Annotated in this window: 15 protein-coding genes; 6 read left to right on the forward strand and 9 right to left on the reverse strand. The window is 59.5% G+C overall.

All coding sequences use genetic code 11. From position 1 onward, the window contains the following. From M017_RS29680 to gap, 5 genes are read left to right on the forward strand one after another with little or no spacing between them, the layout of a single operon-like run. Entirely contained in the window at window positions 1–480 is a 480-nt protein-coding gene (locus tag M017_RS29680) for a hypothetical protein (protein ID WP_031497624.1), read from the forward strand. Next, complete coding sequence (locus tag M017_RS0109505; protein ID WP_031497625.1) at window positions 477–1,484, forward strand: GHMP family kinase ATP-binding protein; 1,008 nt, start codon at window positions 477–479, stop codon at window positions 1,482–1,484. The genes M017_RS29680 and M017_RS0109505 overlap by 4 nt, the downstream gene beginning before the upstream one ends. After that, window positions 1,477–2,313, forward strand: coding sequence for a CPBP family intramembrane glutamic endopeptidase (locus M017_RS27555; RefSeq protein WP_051669753.1), 837 nt, complete (start codon window positions 1,477–1,479; stop codon window positions 2,311–2,313). Before M017_RS0109505 ends, M017_RS27555 begins: the two co-directional genes overlap by 8 nt. After that, window positions 2,313–3,101, forward strand: a complete 789-nt coding sequence (locus M017_RS0109515; RefSeq protein ID WP_238325849.1) for a DUF2845 domain-containing protein — start codon at window positions 2,313–2,315, stop codon at window positions 3,099–3,101. The genes M017_RS27555 and M017_RS0109515 overlap by 1 nt, the downstream gene beginning before the upstream one ends. A gap of 56 nt (window positions 3,102–3,157) precedes the next feature. Continuing rightward, window positions 3,158–4,156, forward strand: a complete 999-nt coding sequence (gene gap, locus M017_RS0109520) for a type I glyceraldehyde-3-phosphate dehydrogenase (RefSeq protein ID WP_031497628.1) — start codon at window positions 3,158–3,160, stop codon at window positions 4,154–4,156. Window positions 4,157–4,207: 51 nt separating this feature from the next. Here the strand turns inward: gap and M017_RS0109525 are convergent, their stop codons facing one another. Continuing rightward, window positions 4,208–5,218: an isocitrate dehydrogenase (NAD(+)) gene (locus M017_RS0109525; protein WP_031497629.1), complete on the reverse strand. Its 1,011-nt coding sequence runs from the start codon at window positions 5,216–5,218 to the stop codon at window positions 4,208–4,210. A 54-nt stretch (window positions 5,219–5,272) separates the two neighbouring features. Between M017_RS0109525 and purH the strand changes: the two genes are divergently transcribed. Continuing rightward, entirely contained in the window at window positions 5,273–6,805 is a 1,533-nt protein-coding gene (gene purH, locus M017_RS0109530; RefSeq protein ID WP_031497630.1) for a bifunctional phosphoribosylaminoimidazolecarboxamide formyltransferase/IMP cyclohydrolase, read from the forward strand. Here the strand turns inward: purH and M017_RS0109535 are convergent. Genes M017_RS0109535 through M017_RS0109570 form a run of 8 tightly spaced genes read right to left on the reverse strand, consistent with a single transcriptional unit; the run spans window position 6,802 to window position 17,309 of the window. Further along, window positions 6,802–8,796: a bifunctional acetate--CoA ligase family protein/GNAT family N-acetyltransferase gene (locus tag M017_RS0109535; RefSeq protein WP_031497631.1), complete on the reverse strand. Its 1,995-nt coding sequence runs from the start codon at window positions 8,794–8,796 to the stop codon at window positions 6,802–6,804. The two genes, purH and M017_RS0109535, sit on opposite strands and share 4 nt — an antisense overlap. After that, window positions 8,786–9,958, reverse strand: coding sequence for an ABC transporter permease (locus M017_RS0109540; protein ID WP_031497632.1), 1,173 nt, complete (start codon window positions 9,956–9,958; stop codon window positions 8,786–8,788). Before M017_RS0109540 ends, M017_RS0109535 begins: the two co-directional genes overlap by 11 nt. Then, entirely contained in the window at window positions 9,951–11,927 is a 1,977-nt protein-coding gene (locus tag M017_RS0109545; RefSeq protein ID WP_031497633.1) for a glycosyltransferase, read from the reverse strand. The genes M017_RS0109540 and M017_RS0109545 overlap by 8 nt, the downstream gene beginning before the upstream one ends. After that, complete coding sequence (locus M017_RS0109550; RefSeq protein ID WP_031497634.1) at window positions 11,928–12,599, reverse strand: DUF3108 domain-containing protein; 672 nt, start codon at window positions 12,597–12,599, stop codon at window positions 11,928–11,930. After that, window positions 12,596–13,801, reverse strand: a complete 1,206-nt coding sequence (locus M017_RS0109555; protein WP_155121332.1) for a glycosyltransferase family 4 protein — start codon at window positions 13,799–13,801, stop codon at window positions 12,596–12,598. Before M017_RS0109555 ends, M017_RS0109550 begins: the two co-directional genes overlap by 4 nt. A gap of 5 nt (window positions 13,802–13,806) precedes the next feature. Then, complete coding sequence (locus M017_RS0109560; protein ID WP_031497636.1) at window positions 13,807–14,997, reverse strand: glycosyltransferase family 4 protein; 1,191 nt, start codon at window positions 14,995–14,997, stop codon at window positions 13,807–13,809. After that, the gene (locus tag M017_RS0109565) at window positions 14,978–15,988 is read right to left on the reverse strand and encodes a glycosyltransferase family 4 protein (protein WP_080507608.1); all 1,011 of its coding nucleotides are present in this window, start codon (window positions 15,986–15,988) and stop codon (window positions 14,978–14,980) included. Before M017_RS0109565 ends, M017_RS0109560 begins: the two co-directional genes overlap by 20 nt. Next, complete coding sequence (locus M017_RS0109570; protein WP_238325850.1) at window positions 15,981–17,309, reverse strand: MFS transporter; 1,329 nt, start codon at window positions 17,307–17,309, stop codon at window positions 15,981–15,983. The genes M017_RS0109565 and M017_RS0109570 overlap by 8 nt, the downstream gene beginning before the upstream one ends. Between the last annotated feature and the right edge of the window lie 50 nt (window positions 17,310–17,359).

Consider the following 17,359-nt stretch of genomic DNA (forward strand, 5'->3'; position numbering starts at 1 on the left):
ATGCCGCAACTTCCTTGGATCGTCGTCTGGGTTTCCGTGCTGTGCGGCTATCTGCCCTATCAAATGGGCTACGCGTTCCTGAATCCATTGGTGATTGTTGGCTATGGATTCCTTGGATTATGGGTGGGCGGGGTGGTGCGGGAGCCGCTGTGGGCGATTGCCGCGACGCTGGGAACCAGCTGGGTGGCGCTGCTGGTGGTGAATCTGCTGGGCGGCGCTCCCGCCTGGGTGCTGCCTCCCTGGGGCATTGTTCTGGTGAATGCCTGGCTGGGGGGGACCGGTGCATTGCTTGCCCAGCGCTTGCGGCCCAATGTAGCGAGAGCGGTGTTTGCTTGCTTCGTGATTTTTGTCTATTTCAATGCAAATCTGCCTGAGTCCTGGAAGATCTGGATTGCCGAACATACGACGGATCAGGACTTAATGATCTTTGGCGGCGTGTGTGGAAGCGTGTTTGTGGGAACATGGCGTTTGAGAAGATGAAGATCGTTGCGAAATCCCCGTGCCGTGTTGACTTAGCTGGCGGAACCCTGGACATCTGGCCGCTCTATCTGAACCATGACCATGCCGAGACGGTCAACTTTGCCGTCAACCTGTATACACATGCCACGATCGAGACGCGTTCCGATCGGAAGATTGTCCTCGAGACGCTGGACCTTGGCGGTAAGGAAGAGTTCGAGAGCATCGATGCCCTGCTTGCTGCAAAGAAGTTCAAGCTTCCCCTGCTTGCTCACGCCTTGCGCTGGTATCGCCCAGAGATGGGGTTGAATCTGACGACGACGAGCGAAGCTCCCGCCGGTGCTGGCATCAGTGGCAGTTCGTCGCTGCTCGTGACGCTTGGTGCGGCGCTCAATAAACTGACCAAACGTGGCTACACCCTCGAGAAGATCCGTGAAGTTGCGCAGAATGTAGAAGCGCAGATCATCCAGGTGCCGACCGGTTGCCAGGATTACTATCCTGCCATGTATGGCCGGGTGAGCGCCATCGAACTTGGGTGCGATGGCATCCAGCGCAAAGAGATTGCGGTGGCGCACGAAGAGATCGTGAATCGCGGCGTCTTGGTCTACACAGGCAAACCGCGCAATTCCGGCATCAACAACTGGGAAGTGACAAAGGCGTACATCGACGGCGATAAGCAGGTGCGGCGCAACTTCGGCAAGATCTCGGCCATCGCCAATGGCATGCGTGCCGCTTTGGAGAAGGCGGACTGGAACGAAGTGGGCCGGATGCTGCGGGAAGAATGGTCGTTCCGCCGGACGAATGCGCCGACGATTTCAACCGAGTTGATCGATGAACTCACCGCGCGCGCTAAGAAGGCCGGCGCAAAGGGTTCTAAGGTGTGTGGTGCCGGCGGTGGAGGCTGTATGTTCCTGCTGGTGGAGCCGGATGCCAAAGAAAAGGTCTGCGATGTGGTGCGCGAGTTGGGCGCGACGGTGCTTGATTTTGAGGTAGCGCCTAAAGGTGTGCAGGTCAAAGTGAGTGCCTGAAGTCGGCAAAATCGGGCTTGCCCTGCGGGTTGGAATTTTCGCGATTACGGGTATTCTGACGCTGCAACTGGTGTCCTGGGCGCTGAACTGGGCTGGAATCCTAGTGCAGGCGGCGATGGCGGTTTTCGCTTCGGCGGCTGTGGCCAACGCTCTCACGCTGAAAATTTTTGAACGGGGCGGCATCAGCGATATTGGTTTGGGTTGGCGGATCGGATCGCTGAAGAATCTGAGTTTCGGCGTGGCCGGGGGCATGGTGAGTGCGCTCGCCGTGACCGGCTTGCCGGTTCTGGTGGGCATGGCCAGCGTGAGCAATGATCCGGAGCACGGCTTCTCCGCCTCCAGTCTGCTGTTTGTCTCGATGGTGATGATTTTTGGGGCGGTGGGGGAAGAACTCCTCTTTCACGGTTACGCCTTTCAGTTGCTGTTGCGGAAGATGGGCGCCTTTTCGACGCTGCTGCCGGTGGGCGTTTTGTTTGCCGCCGCGCACGCCAATAATCTAAATGCAAACTGGATGTCCTTCTTCAACACCTTCCTCTGGGGTGTCTTTCTTGGACTCTGCTTTCTGCGTAGTGGCGACCTCTGGCTTCCAATCGGCGTACACTTTGGATGGAACTGGGCGTTGCCCCTTCTGGGGAGCAACGTCAGCGGATTTAAAATGGTGACGACGGGGCTGGTGATGAACTGGAATGCCGGTCCGTTGTGGAGCGGGGGAGAATATGGGCCGGAAGCCGGCCTGTTGACCACCCTGGTGCTCCCGGTTTTGGGTTGGTGTCTGTTCAAAGCGCCGATTGAAACCGAACGTCCGCAGATGTTCCAAGAGGAGGAGTGATGCGGCATCTCAGTTTGCTCCTGATTCCCGCGCTGGCCTTTGGCGCGAATGAGAAACTCACCCCCGAGCAGCGCATGGAATTGATCCGCGGCCTCAGTGCGGAGTATGCGACGGTGAAGCTGATGCTGCCGCGCTCGAAGAAAGCGCTCGAATACGACTTGAATGGCAAGAGCCACAAGGACCAATGGGACGAGGCTGCGCGGGAGCGTGGGCCCGCCGCGCGAGCCGGCGATTTGGTGCAGATCACCAAGGTGGATCTCGACAACGACAAAATCACCTTTGAGATCAACGGTGGTCTCAAAAGCGGGCGCAAATGGTACGACAACGTCAGTGTCGGCATGAGTGGGACCAACGGGCGGCCTGTGGCGAATGGTCCTTCCGGAACGGCCACGCTGGGCACCACGCTGGTGGTGAAATTCCCCAAGGGCGTGCCCGCCGTCGACACCGCAGAGATGAAGAAGCTGCTGAAACCTCTTTTTGATTTCGATCAGCATTCTGCCACCGAGGCTTATGTCGATTCGCTGCCTCCCGAGACGAAGAAGGCAATCACCGAGAAGCGGGTGATCGAGGGGATGGATAAGGATCAAGTGCTGCTCGCCATCGGAAAGCCGCGTCTGAAGAGCCGCGAGAGTAACGATGGGGTGGAGACCGAAGACTGGGTCTATGGGCAGGCGCCAGGGAAGATCACATTCCTGACTTTTCAGAGCAGTAAGGTCATCAAGATCCGCGAAAGCTATGCCGGACTGGGCGGACAGACGGTTTCGGGGCCCAAGCCGGTGATTCCGTAGGGAGCGCCTTGGTATCCTAGAGCAGAACTTTCCAATTTCAAGGAGCAATTTCCTCTGTGGCAATTAAAGTAGCGATCAACGGCTTTGGCCGTATTGGGCGCAATGTGTTTCGCGCGGCGCTGAACAACCCCAACATCGACATCGTCGCGACGAACGATCTCACCGACAACAAAACGCTGGCGCACCTGCTCAAGTACGACTCGATCCTCGGTCCGCTTGGCCTTGAAGTGACGCATGACGATGAGAGCATCACGGTGGCTGGTAAGCGCATCCGTGTGTTTGAAACCAAGGACCCTGCCCAGATCGACTGGTCGAGCACCGGCGCTGAAGTGGTGGTGGAATCCACCGGCCGCTTTACCGATCGGGCAGACGCGGCTAAGCATTTGCAAGGCACCGTCAAGAAGGTCATCATCTCCGCTCCCGCGAAGAACGAAGACGTGACGATCGTACTCGGCGTGAACAACGAGATGTACGACGCCTCCAAGCACCATGTTGTCTCGAACGCGAGCTGCACGACGAATTGCTTGGGCCCTGTCACCAAGGTGCTGCATGAGAAGTTCGGCATTCTCAAGGGCAGCATGACCACGATCCACAGCTACACGAACGATCAGGTTGTGCTCGACTTCAATCATTCCGATCTGCGTCGCGCGCGTGCAGCCGCGATCAACATGATCCCGACCTCGACCGGTGCGGCCAAGGCGATTGGTCTTGTCATGCCGATGCTGAAGGGCAAGCTGGACGGCTATGCGATGCGCGTTCCGACCCCGAACGTCAGCGTTGTTGACTTCGTTGCCGTGCTCGAGAAGAACACGACCACGGAAGAAGTGAATGCAGCGCTGAAGGCTGCCGCTGAAGGCCCGTTGAAGGGCATCCTGGCCTACACGGAAGATCCCATCGTGTCTACCGACATGAAGGGCAACGCCAATTCCAGCATCGTCGACGCGCAGTTGACGAAGGTTCTGGATGGCAACCTGTTGAAGGTTGTGAGCTGGTACGACAACGAGTGGGGCTATTCGAACCGCGTGGTCGACCTTGTCTCGTTCCTGCTGAAGTAGTTTCGAACGCAAGTTCCGGAAAAGGGCGCCCATGGGGCGCCCTTTTTCTATTTACTTCGTCAAGTGGCGAATGATGGCATCGGTGAACTGCGTGGTGGTGGCTGTTCCTTTGACGTCGCCGGTGAGCGAGTCGCCTTCCTTGTAGGTGAGGCGAATGGCGGCTTGTAGCCGCTTGGCCGCCTCAAACTCCTTGAGGTACTCGAGCATCATGACGCTCGACAAGATCAGCGCGGTCGGGTTGGCGAGGTTCTTGCCCGCGATATCAGGGGCGCTGCCATGGACGCTCTCAAAGATCGCGTGATTGTCGCCGAGATTCGCTCCGGGCACGACGCCAAGACCGCCCACCAGGCCTGCGGCCAAGTCGGACAAGATGTCGCCATAGAGATTCGGCATCACCAGGATGTCGAACTGTTCGGGCCGCGAGACCAGTTGCATCGACGCATTGTCGACGATCAGCTCGTTGTAGATGAGATGCGGATAATCGGCCGCCACCTCGCGGCAACAGCGCAGAAACAGCCCGTCGGCGAGCTTCATGATATTCGCCTTGTGGATCGCGGTGACCTTCTTGCGCAGGTGGCGCGAACCGAAGCGGAAGGCCGCGCGGGCGATGCGGGCCGAGGCCGTGCGGGTGATGACCTTGATTGAGGTAATCACGTCGGTGACCACTTCATGTTCCAGACCCGAGTACAGGTCCTCTGTGTTTTCGCGGAAGATCACCATGTCGAGATCGACATCGTCAAAGCGGGTGTGGATGCCGGGCATCGACTTCACTGGGCGGACATTGGCATACAAGTCGAGCTTCTTACGCAGCGCGACATTGACGCTTTGGAAGCCACCGGCAACGGGAGTTGTGACGGGGCCTTTCAAACCAACTTTGGTTCGTTCGAGAGAGGCCAGGACGTCGGCAGGGAGGGATTCCCCTGTGCTGCGGATCCGGTCAGCCGAGAGCTCGACACGATCCCATTCGATTGCAACGCCTGTAGCGGCCAGCACTCGTTCTGTAGCGGCGGCGACCTCGGGTCCGATGCCGTCGCCGGGAATTAATGTCACCAAATGGGGCATAACTCTAGGGTGGCATAGCGAGCTGGGCGGGTCGGCTTGGGATACTGGTATGGAATGGCAAAAATACGACGCGCTCTTCTGAGCGTTACAGACAAAACGGGGTTGGTGGATTTTGCAAAAGGCCTGACGGATCTGGGTGTGGAACTGATCTCAACGGGCGGTACTGCGAAGCTGTTGCGCGAAGCGGGTCTCGCCGCTCGCGACGTCAGCGAAGTGACGGAATTCCCTGAAATGCTGGATGGCCGCGTCAAGACGATTCACCCGCGCATTGCCGCCGGAGTGCTTGCGATCCGCGAGAAGGCCGATCATATGGCCGCGATCGCCGAGCACAAGATCGAGCTGATTGACATGGTGGTAGTGAATCTCTATGCCTTTGAGAAGACGGCGGCCAAGCCCGGTGTTTCGCTCGAAGAGTTGATCGAGAATATCGACATCGGCGGCCCGACGATGATTCGCGCCGCTGCCAAGAACTATCAGGATGTCGCGGTGGTCACTCGTCCGGAAGACTACGCCGCGCTGCTGCAAGAGCTCCAGGCAAGTGACGCGTCCCTGTCGGCGGCCACCCATTGGGATCTCGCGAAGAAGGCTTTCTCGATGACGGCTGCCTACGATTCGGCGATCACGCAGGTGTTGACGAATCTTCCGCAAGCAGTGGAGATGCCGGATCGTCTGGTGATCAATGTGCCGTTGAAGGCCAGCCTGCGCTACGGCGAGAATCCGCACCAGAGTGCGGCGCTCTACGCGAGCGGCACCGTGGGCATCGCGAATGCCGAGCAATTGCAAGGCAAGGAGCTGAGCTACAACAATCTCGTTGATCTCGATGCGGCCTGGCAACTGATCTGTGAGTTTGGCCAGCCTGCCAGCGCAATCATCAAGCACACCAACCCGTGCGGCTGCGCTACTGCGACAACTCTTGCGGAGAGTTACCGCAAGGCCTTTGCGGCCGATCCGATCAGCGCCTTTGGCGGCGTGCTTGCCTTCAATCGGGAAGTGGACGCGGAGACGGCGGCCGAGATCGCCAAGACCTTTATCGAGGCGATTGCCGCGCCTAGCTATGATGCGGGAGCGCTCGCGGTGCTGGCCGCAAAAAAGAATCTTCGCTTGTTGCGTGTGGCTGCGGGCGGGCTCGAGGAACCGGTCGTGAAAACGATCACGGGTGGCTATCTGGTGCAGTCCGCCGATCGCAAGGCTCTGGTGCGGGCCGAGGCGCGTGTTGTGACGAAAGTACAGCCCACCGAGGCGCAGTGGAATGCGCTTGAATTCGCCTGGCGCGTGGTGAAGCATGTGAAGTCAAACGCGATCGTGTATGCGCAGGAGGGCCAGTTGATCGCAGCCGGCGCCGGGCAGATGAGCCGCGTGGACAGTGTGAAGTTTGGAGCCGATAAGGCCGTGCTGCCGCTTGCCGGTTGTGTCGTGGCAAGCGATGCGTTCTTCCCCTTTCCCGATGGTCTCGAAGCAGCTGCCGCCAGGGGTGCGGTTGCTTTCATTCAGCCCGGTGGCAGCGTGAAGGACCCGGACGTAATTGCCGCCGCCGATCGCCTGGGCATCGCGATGGTGATGACTGGCTTCCGCCACTTCCGCCACTAAAGGCTCAGCGAAGCAAGCAGGGTGCGGCCGTCACTGCCGAGCCGCATCCGAAAGCCTGCTCGTTCGAGCAGCCGGCGCATGGGCTGGTTGTCCGATAAGAGCTCGGCAATGAGATGCCGCAGCCCTTCGCGGCGTGCGGCATCGATCAGATTTGTCACCAGCGCACTGCCAATGCCCTGGCCCTGTGCGGAATCCCGCACGAGGAAGGCGACTTCGGCCTCCTCCATGCGCAACGGATTGCGCTGCATGCGGCCCACTCCGAGGATGCGCGAATTCTGCTCCACCACCAGCGCCAGCTCGCGCGCGTAATCGTTAAAAACCACCCGTGCCAGGCGCTCGTGCGAGATGCGTTCCTCAAACTTGAGGAACTGCAGGTAGCGCAGATAGACGCTGCGCTCCGAAAGATCGTTGTGGAAGTCCACAAGGCGGCTTTCATCTTCAGGACGGATGGGCCGAATGGTGGCCGCACTGCCATCGCGCAACACAACGGGGTGCTCGTATTGGCGGGGATAAGGGCGAATCACGCAGCGGGGCCAATGTTCGGGAGCAAGGCCGGCTGGCTGAGAAGTGGCGCGGACAGAGGAAACCCAGGCCGCTCCGCTTGGGTCGACCGCCAGATCGAGCCGGAGTTCCCGGATCACAGGGACTTCGCTCACCAGCCGGGCAAAGCGCACTAGCGCCGCCTCAAGAGCTAGTAGCGCTTCGGGAGTGCAGGTACGATGCAAGCGGAGGTGCTCAATGCGGCGGCGGGCCAGTGTTGAAGTGAGCGGAGGCAGCGCGGCGATCGAATCGCCATAGATCGATTCCCCGAGTCCGTGGGCGCTCAGAAAGATGACCGGTCCAAAGGTAGGGTCGATCTCGCTGCGGCAAGTGAAGCGCGTCGCGCTGGGAGATTCGGCCTCGTGTACTGGAAGCCGGTAGGCCTCGAGAATACGGTGGAGCAGGCTCGCGGGCCAATCGGGGCGCTGCTCTTCGAGTTGTGCCGCCAGCCCGGTGACGTCGCCTGCTTCAGCGGCGAACATGGGCGTCTCGTACAAGCCATTCAAGCTGGAAGAGTATTGCCAGAGCGTTTGGAAGGCGCGCGCCGCGGTGTCGGCATAGGGAAAGTTTGGAATGTCGGCGGCGGCCAGAATCGAGCGCGCCTCGCGCATCGATTCGCCCCCCATGAAACTGGCGAGCAAGGTCTTGTGAGACGTGGCCGCCGCCTCGGCCAGGCTGCGCGCTGCCTCCTCGATCTGTGTGTCCGGCTGCGGGGTGACGATGGTGAGAATGCCGTGGCAGTTCGGATCTTTAAGGTGGGCGTTGATTGCCTGGCGATAGTCGGCTGTCGTCGCGCTGCCGCCCAGATCGATCAGAGCGGCCAGTTCTCCTCCCGCCAGACTGAGCGCATCGGCGGCCAGCAGACCGGGCGCGTTTGCGTTGGTAAGGATGCTGAGGCGGGAACCGCGCGGACGCGGCTGCCGCTCCAGCACATCCGCCAGATGGAAGAGATCGGCAATGCGGTTGACGCGCAGCATGCCGCAGCGGCGAAAGGCGGCATCGAAAACCGCATCGCGATGCGGGTCACGCTTGCCTGGCTTGAGCACGATCACCGGCTTGCGCAAGGCGCATTCGCGCGCCGCAGAAAGAAAGCGGCTCGCATCCCGCACGCCCTCAAGATAGAGCAAGATCGACTGCGTGCTGGGGTCTTCCGAGAGATAGTCGATGCAGTTGGCAAAGTCGATGTCTGGCGATCTGCCGAGTGCGATGAAAGCGCTGAAGCCCGCCTGGCTTTGTTGCGCCCAATCGAGAATCGAGGCCCCAAGCGAATTGCTTTGAGTGATGAAGGCTACCCGGCCCGGCATTACCGGAAAGCGGCTCAAGGGGAAGCGTACGCCGTCGCGCGGCGGCACCACGACATAGGACTCCGGCGCGAACGAGACCCAGCCACCTGCCTTTCTCGCTGCCGAGAAGTGGTCCTGGACGCTGCGTGGCGAGTCCTCAGAGGACATCGGCAAAGCCCTTGCGAGCACGGCGAAACACTGCAAAGCCGGCATAAAAGACCAACAGCGACGCGGCGCTCAGCTTCCCCAATGCGATCCATTCCGGACTCGTGCCGCCAATAAAAATCGCTCGATAGGCGCGCACCAGAATGTAGAGCGGGTTCTTGCCCAGCACCGGCAGCACCGCAGCGGGCAGAGAGGTCTCCGGGTAGCAAATGGGCGTGAGGAAGAACCACATTGTCAACAGCAATCCCATCACATAAATGAGATCGCGCACAAATGCGCCGGCTGCGGCGAGCAGATAGCAAAGGCCTGCGGTGAGAAAGAACTGCGGAATCCACAGCACCGGCAACCACAGCACCGTGATCGGAATCGAGCCCCGCGTCGCCAGAAGCACGAAGAGAAACAGCACGGACGCGGTGAGTCCGGTGACCATGCCCGAGAGGGTGAGATTCACCGGCAGCACCTCCACCGGGAAGATCACCTTCGTGATCAGGTTGCGGTGTTCGAGCGTCGTGTTGGCGGCGCGGGCAAGGCTCTCGTTCATCGCGAGCCAGGGCAGCATGCCCGAGATAAAGAACAAAACGAAGCCAGATTTTGAAGGGTCTCCGGGGAACTTCGTCTGCAGGAACAGACCAAAGACAAAGTAGTAGGTCAGCATCAGCAGCAGCGGGTTGAGGATCGCCCAGAACGAGTCTGCAAAGCTGCCGCGATAGCGCGACAGGATGTCGCGGCGCACCATCGAGTACATCAGATGTCGATTCAGCCAGACCGAGGTGAAAGGGCCCAGAAAAATTTCGCGAAAGATTGCTGGCCAGCGCTCCCGCCGCAAACTCTGCGTGTTGGTGAGCAGCTTGCGTTCGACACGCACCCCGTCCGGGCAGACTTCCGCATCGATCGCGAGAAACTGCTCGCCACGGAGATAGCCCCAGTCCTTGCCGCTTTCGCGCGGGGAGATATAGAAACGGTAGCGGCCTGCCGCGATCGGCAGCGTGAGATCGAATGTGGCTTGGTGTTGCCGGTTGGTTTCCACCCAGGGACTCTCACGGAGAAAGCGTCCTGAGTCCGGATCGACCCAGTGGCAACCAACTACCGCGTCTGCGTCGAGCGAACAATCGATGCGCAACTGAAACTGATCCGCTTGGACAGCGAAATCAGTGAACTTAGGCATAGAGCCAGCCAGGATAACGGTTTCGAATCGGACCCACCTTGCGGCCCACGCAATAGATGCCGTCTCCGCGCAGTTCGCTGGTCAGATTGTACTGCTCCAGCAGATGCGAAATGTAGTGGTGCTCGGGATGGGGCGTCTCAAGGAACTCTCCGGTCTCCAGCTTGGTCACTTCAAAGCCGCTCTCCCAGAACAGCAAATGCACTTCCTTGGCGGTGTACTCGCGGTTGTGCCGGGCCTCGGCGTCTTCACCGGGCTTGCGCGGCAGAATGTAGGCCGGGAAAAAGCTCGGATGATAACCCTGCAGAATCGCGTTCAACGCGCGCAATGAGGCGATATTCGGTGTCGTGATCAGCAGCGAGCCACCCGGCTTCAGAATCCGATGGATCTCGCTCATCATGTGCATCGGGTCGGCGGTGAGATGCTCCAGCAACTCGCAACACAGGACGGTGTCAAAGCTCGCGTCCGGGTAGGGGAAGTGGTCTTTTTCCGCGTCGAAAAGATCGACATCGCACTCGAACTTTTCACCATTTTCGGAGACGATCTCGTGGTGATCGGTCTTGCCGGAAGGCCCGTAATAGCAGCCGCGCACGGTGCCGTAGCCCAACTGGTGCTTCAGCGCCGGAGTGATCTGCATGTAGGCGCCCATCTCGAGGATCGATTTCGAGGCGTCCCCGGGCGGCGTCAAGGCGAGCGTCTTGGTGAAACGGGTGATGTGCGTTGCGGTGTACTGTTTGCCGCCCTCGTCCTGCGCCCAGGACAGGATATAGGGCGCAGGAACCTCCACGCTAGAGACTTCAACTACGGGCGCCCGGGCGACGCTTCCCCCGGACTTGCCGGACTGCACGCGATCGAGAAAATCGACATAGCGATGGGCAACCACATCCCAGGGGCATTCCTGCTCCACCCAACGGCGTGCCCGGTTTCCCAACGCTTTGCGATAGGAGGCACGGGCGCAGAGCAGATTCAGGAATTCAAAGATCGTATCTTCTTCAGCGGTATTCGGCGGCGAGGGTACCTTGAGGCAGATCTCATCGGGGTATTCCGAGAAACTCCCGATGTCTGTCACCAGTACGGGCTTGCCGAGAGAAAACGCGCGCAGCAGGGTACCGGAACTCTCGCCCACTGTCGGGTAGCGGAGGTTCAATACGATATCGGTTGCTTCGAGGTAGCTGTGGAAGTCCTCAGCCGTCAGATAGCCGAGCACGCGTACGGACTCTTCGAGCTGCAAGCTGCGGAGCAGGTTTTCGAGGTCCAGATCGGGGTGCGGGTCGCCGCACAGGATCATGCGTGCATCGGGCTGCAAGCGCAGCAGGCGCCGGAAGGCGCGGAGCGATTCGGCAATGCGCTTATAGGGCTTGAGAAAGCCAAAGATGCCCACCAGCGGGGAGGAGGGGGTGAGGCCAAGACGGCTGCGATACTCTTCGCGCTGCGATGGTTGGGTTGGGTCGCGATCGATCCAGGCGCCATGCCAGATTTTGGTGACCGGCCCCGTATAGCCTGCCTCTCGCACCGATTGCGCGACACAGTCCGAGTGGACGATCACACCGCGGGCGTTGGCGAGCAGACGGCGCAGCATCGGTACGCCTTCATAGTCCGGTCCGACTTCCAGCCTTCTCACTCTTTGCGCAAAGGCTGCGGCCGCCGGGCCGCCATCGAATGCGACCCCTTCCATGTAGGCGTCCCAGTTGCCTTGCTTGATGGTCCGCTCGGCATGGAGGTGGTGGAGATTTCCTTCGTGCAGGACGATGACGCCGGGATGCTCAAGGGCGCATTCATAGATCGACGAATGGTATTCGTTATTGCCCATCTGGTAGAGCAAAACGTCGAAATTTTTCAATTGCGCCGCAGGTGGGGGCGTTTCAAAGGTTTCGATTTCCGCCAAGTGTTTCAGGGGTTCGAGAATGGCCGCGGAGTAGTCTGCGATTCCGCTCCGCACCGGGGGCAGAGGAGAGAAGAAGGCAATCCGCATCTAGCGCTGCAACTCCATCGCGAAGCTTCCGAGTACGAGTGGGACCCGGAAGAGGAGAGGCGTACGCATCGGATCGCGTCCGAAGAAAATTTCGAGCGAATTCTTGGACGCGGGGCCCTGTATCGAGATTTGCATTTTGTCGGCTTGCTCCGCGACACTTCCGATCGTGACGGAAGTGGCTCCCAGGTATTTGAAGGTGAGTTGGTAGGCAGATCCGAAGAAGACGGTCTGGGCGGACGGCACCCGGCCCTGTTGCAACTCGGAACGGAGAAAATAGACCATGGCCAGTGCATCGCGGCCACAGTTTCCGATATTCATCTGCGACTTGCCACCCTTATCGGTCGTGCGCTCGACGATGGATTCGTCGGGTTTGAACTCTAACTTCTCGTTGTTTTTCCGCGAGCCATGCTTCAGCTTTTTTTCAAGCAGGATGGAGCAGTAATCCGGCTTGGCCTGCGAGATGATCTCATCGGCAACGGCAAAGCCGGGCACCGAAGCATCAAGGCGAAGCTCAAAACGGCGGCCGGCGGCGGACGCATCGAGATTATCTGCAATGAGGGTTGCTTCGCCCAGCGATAAGCCGCTAGGCCAGTTCACGTTGTAGCGCAAGGTTTCTGAAGCCGCTCCCAGATTCAGGCAGGAGAGGATCACAGCAAAAAGGTAGCGGCTCATGAAGATTGGACGGTTTGCGCCACCCGAACGTTGCCTTTGCTGCGTCGGCGGCGGCCCACGACATCATAATAAACGTCCAGGGTCTGCTGTGCCGCCTTCTCCCAACTGAAGCGCGCCGCGTTCTTTTGGCCCAGACGCTCCATGCGCTGGCGGAGTTCATTGTCCAGCAAGAGATCCCGCATGGCCTTGACGATCTCGGTTCTCGAATTCGGATCAAAGAGCAGTGCGGCAGAATCGGCTACTTCTGGCATGGCTGAGGTATTGGAGCAGGCGACGGCGCGCCCGCAAGCCTGTGCCTCCAGAATCGGAAGGCCAAATCCTTCATAAAAGCTGGGGAAAACAAAGAGTTCGGCGGCATTGTAGAGATGCAGCAGATCTTCGTCATTGACAAAATCGGTGAAATGGATCCGGTCGGCGACGGTGGAAGTGCGGGCGGCCTCATAGACGCGAGGGGCAAACCAGGTGGGTTTCCCCACCAGTACCAGGTGATGGGGCAATTGCGGGTGGTTGCGGATCAGCTCAGCATAGGCTTCAATCAGACCCACCTGGTTCTTGCGCGGCTGCAAATCGCCGACCGACAAAATATAGGGCCACTGGACGCCAAAATTCTCAGAGACGCAATTGAACGCAGCCTTGGGACTTACAGAGCGGAAGTGCGGCGAAACGGCGTTATAAATCACTTCGATCCGCGCCGGGTCCACCTGATAGGCCGCCATGATGCGCTGGCGCGAAAATTCGCTGACCGTCAGCACGCGGGCTGCCCGCTTGACGGTGTGAGCGACGGTGGTCTGCAACTGCAGCCGCCGTGGGATGGTGAAATATTCGGGCCGCTCGAGGTAGCTGACATCGTGCACGCTCACGACAACGGGTACCGGGCAATAGAGCGGCGCGGTGTACTGGACGTGGAGGAGATTCGGTTTATCGGCGAAAACCCGGCGCGTGAGATCAAAGCCCAGGCGGAGAAACGGATTGGTCGAAACACTCCGTTTTTCGAAACGGTTGGGGACTTCCGACTCCGCGTACTCGGAGCAGACATAGGCGTAGAACTGAGAGTCGCGGTCTAACCGGGCGTAGTTCTCCAGGAGATTCCGGACATAAACTTCGTTCCCCGTGAGATGTCGGCCAATGGTATGCGCGTCGATCGCAAAGCGCATGAAGGTCCCCCCAGTATAATTCAATGGCTTGGAAGTGCTTCTAGGCAAGAGTGTTACAGCTCCAGTTCCTTCAATTGGGCGCGAGCGGATTGCCAAGTGTAGTGTTCCTCATAAAGGAGACGCGCCGCTTGTGCGAGGTGGGAACCCAACTCTCTATCATCGAACAATTCGATCACGCTTTGACGGAAGGCCGTGGCCGAGTCCGAAATTCGAAGGTGTTGCCCGGGAATAGCCTCCAACCCTTCCGCCCCAAGAGTCGTGGAAACCACCGGAGTTCCTGCAGCCCAGGCTTCCAGAATTTTCAGCCGGGTGCCGGAGCCGGAGAGCAGCGGCACAATGGCCAGCCGGGACTTTGCGATTTCTTCGATCGCATCCGATACCGGTCCTACGAAGTCGATGCCGGCCGCGGATTGCCCAATTTGCTTGGCGTATTGAATTTCTTTGCCCACCAAGCGAAGAGTACAACCCGGATGAGCTTGGCGGATAGCGGGCCAGCAGGAGGCCAGGAACCATGCCAGGGCGCTTTGGTTTGGCTGGTAGGCAAAGTTCCCGCTAAAGACGATGGAATTCGATCCCGGCTGCTTGGGGCGCTCGTGCCAGGGGATTGTATTGGCAACCACGGCGCTGGCTTTTGCATTTTTGACGATTCTGCATCGATCGGCTTCCGAACTGGTGACAATCCAGTCGAAGCGAGGCAGCAACGACGCCTCCAGTGCCCGCGCGCAACGGGCAAAATGTCCGATGAGAGGGCGCTGCACGAGCGGGGAATCGGCTTTCATGGAATCAAAATAAGCCGATTCGACATTATGGAGGTCGAGCACCAGCTTGGCCGCATGAGGCTGGAGGGTGGAGACGTACTGGGCGGCCCAGAAATGTTCGATCCAGGCGAGATCGAAGTGCTGGCCCTGCAAAATTTTGGCGAGGTGGTGGTCAAAGCCCGCAAAGCGGTCCACCAGGGGAGGAACGCCGCGCAGTCCCCGCCCGAGGTTGCGCCGCAGCCGCGGCCAGAAGTCTTTGGTGTGATGCGGCAGGTCAATGGTATGTGCGGCGTGCAACATCCCTGCCGGGTATTGCCCGGCCGGGTCGGGATCTCCTATGAGGCGGAAGTGGATCGCGTGCAGTTCGAATTCGCTGGCAAGGAATTCGAGGATCGAAGCACTGCGGAGTGGCCCTCCTCCGATCACTGGATAGGGGGCCTCGGGGAGGACGGCGAGCGCCCGGCGCTTAGCCGGCACAACGCTCATAAAGTTGCCGGAAGGCGGCGGCGGTGCGCTGCCAGGAGAAGTGTTGGGCCTGCTCGAGGCTTCGGGCTTGCCGCTGGGGATCGGGATGAGTCCAGAGCTCGCTCATTGTGTCTGCCCAGGCCTCGGGAGATTCGGGGTGGGCGTAAAGCGCCGCGTCACCGCCCACTTCCCGCAGCACCGGAATGTCGGATGCCACGACAATCGCCCCGCATTGCATTGCTTCCACAACGGGAAGACCAAAGCCTTCATAGCGCGACGGATACAACACTGCAGTTGCATTGCGATAGAGGGCAGGGAGCAAGCCTTCTTCCTGCTTGCCAATCCAGGTGATGCCTTCGCCTTGCGGCACGGCGTAGCCGTCTCGCGCCTGTCCTGCCAGCACCAACTTGCAGTGCAGGCCTCGAGCCTGCAAAATCGCCATTGCTTTCACCAGGACTCCGAGATTCTTGCGATCCTCGAGAGTTCCGAGACAAAGGAAATAAGGTCCCCCCTCATCCTGGGTGCCTGCTTCGAAATGAGCGGCGGCGGCCAGGGGAATCGTCACCACCCGGTCTGCCGGAAAGCGAAAGCGCTCGATCAGCTCTTCGCGAACCGCCTCCGAAGGGGTATGGACAAAGTCTGGAATGCGCAAGCGCAGCAGCATCGCGCAACGCGACTGCACCCTTGCGCTTGCCGCTCCTGGCTCCCGCCAGGGCGACAGGTCGTGAACTGTCATCACACAAGGCCGCTGCTTCACATAGGGGACCGCAAAATCAGTGCCGTGAAAAAGGTCTGCCTCGACGCGAGCCATCGCACGGTTCAAGCCAAACATCCACCAGCGCTTCTCGATTCCTTTCGGGAGCGGCGCAAATTGATCGGAGAGCGGGGTGAAATTGTCTGTGGGGAACTCTGCGCGCAAGGCGAGCAGCAACTGGTCTGTAAAGCGTCGGATGCCGCCGAGCGGCCCCATGAGCGGTGTTCCATCGAGAGCCACGCGCATCGTTTCAGGCATTCCCCGCTTCGCGCATGCCCTCGTTCACCTGGACGCGCATCAGGACAATCAGACCGCCGATAAAGAACAGAATCAGCGAGAGAATCGCGACGCGATAGTTGCCGGTCCACTGCAGGGCGAGGCCGAAGACGAGAGGGCTAATCCAACTGGTGCCTTTGTCGGAGATCTCATAGAGCGAGAAATACTCCGCTTCGCGCCCTTTCGGGATCAATTGTGAAAAGAGCGAACGGCTCAAAGCCTGGCTGCCGCCCATCACGATTCCGATGATGAAGGCGAGGATGAAGAACTCCCGCTCGGTCTTCACCGAGAGCCAGATGTAGAACAGCGTGAGGGTCCAGATCACCAGGCTGACGGCAATGCTGCGCTTGGCTCCCAGCCATTTCGATAAATAGTTGAAGCCCATCGCCCCAAAGAACGCGACAAACTGCACCATCAGAATCGCTTGTGTCAGGGAAGCCATCGACATCTGCAATTGGTCGCTGCCGAATTGGCTGGCCAGCGCGATCACGGTCTGGATGCCGTCGTTATAGAGCAGAAAGGCGATCAGGAACAGCAGGGCTTGCCGGTAACCGGTAATCTCGCGCAAGAGCTTCTTCACCTGGCGCAGTCCAACGCCCAGATAGTTTTCGCCGGGGGGCAGTGTATGGCCGATGTTGCGGTTCTTCAGCCCGAGCAGGGCAGGTACGGTAAAGATGCCCCACCAGAGGCCCGCCGAGCAGAGGCTGATGCGAACGGCCATGCCTTCAGATATGCCGAAATCCTTCGCGTTGCCAAACAGATAGAGATTGAGCGCCAGCAGCAGGCCGCCGCCGAGATACCCAATTCCCCAGCCCTTGGACGACACCGAGTCGCGCTCGTCTGGCGCGGCAATTTCGGGCAGGAAGGAGTTGTAGATCACGATGGAAGCGCCAAAGGCCAGGTTGGACAGCAGAAACAAGGCTGCGCCGAAGAGATAGTTGTCGCCTTCGAGAAAGAACATCAGCGCCGTTGCCGTGGCGCCTGCAATGGCGAGCGCGCCTAGCATTTCGCGCTTCCTGCTGCCATAGTCGGCCAGCGCTCCAACCAAGGGCAAGAATAGAACTTGCAGTACGACGGAGAGGGCGATCAGATAGCTCCAGAGGGCGCGGGGGTCCACAGAGATCCCAAACGGATGAATGTCCCCATCCGGACCCGCCGCTGCCTTGGCCAGCGAGGTGAGATAAGGACCCAGGAAGAGAGTGACGACCGTCGAAGAAAAGGCGGAATTTCCAAAGTCGTAGCTATACCAGGCTCGTTGTTCCCAGACGCCGGCAGGTTTTGAAATCGCAGCGATATTCAACAAAAAGTTCCTAACCTTTTTCGAATCTGGAGCATCACTCCATGTATGAAATT

The sequence above is a fragment of the Bryobacter aggregatus MPL3 genome (genome assembly GCF_000702445.1).
Taxonomy (GTDB): domain Bacteria; phylum Acidobacteriota; class Terriglobia; order Bryobacterales; family Bryobacteraceae; genus Bryobacter; species Bryobacter aggregatus.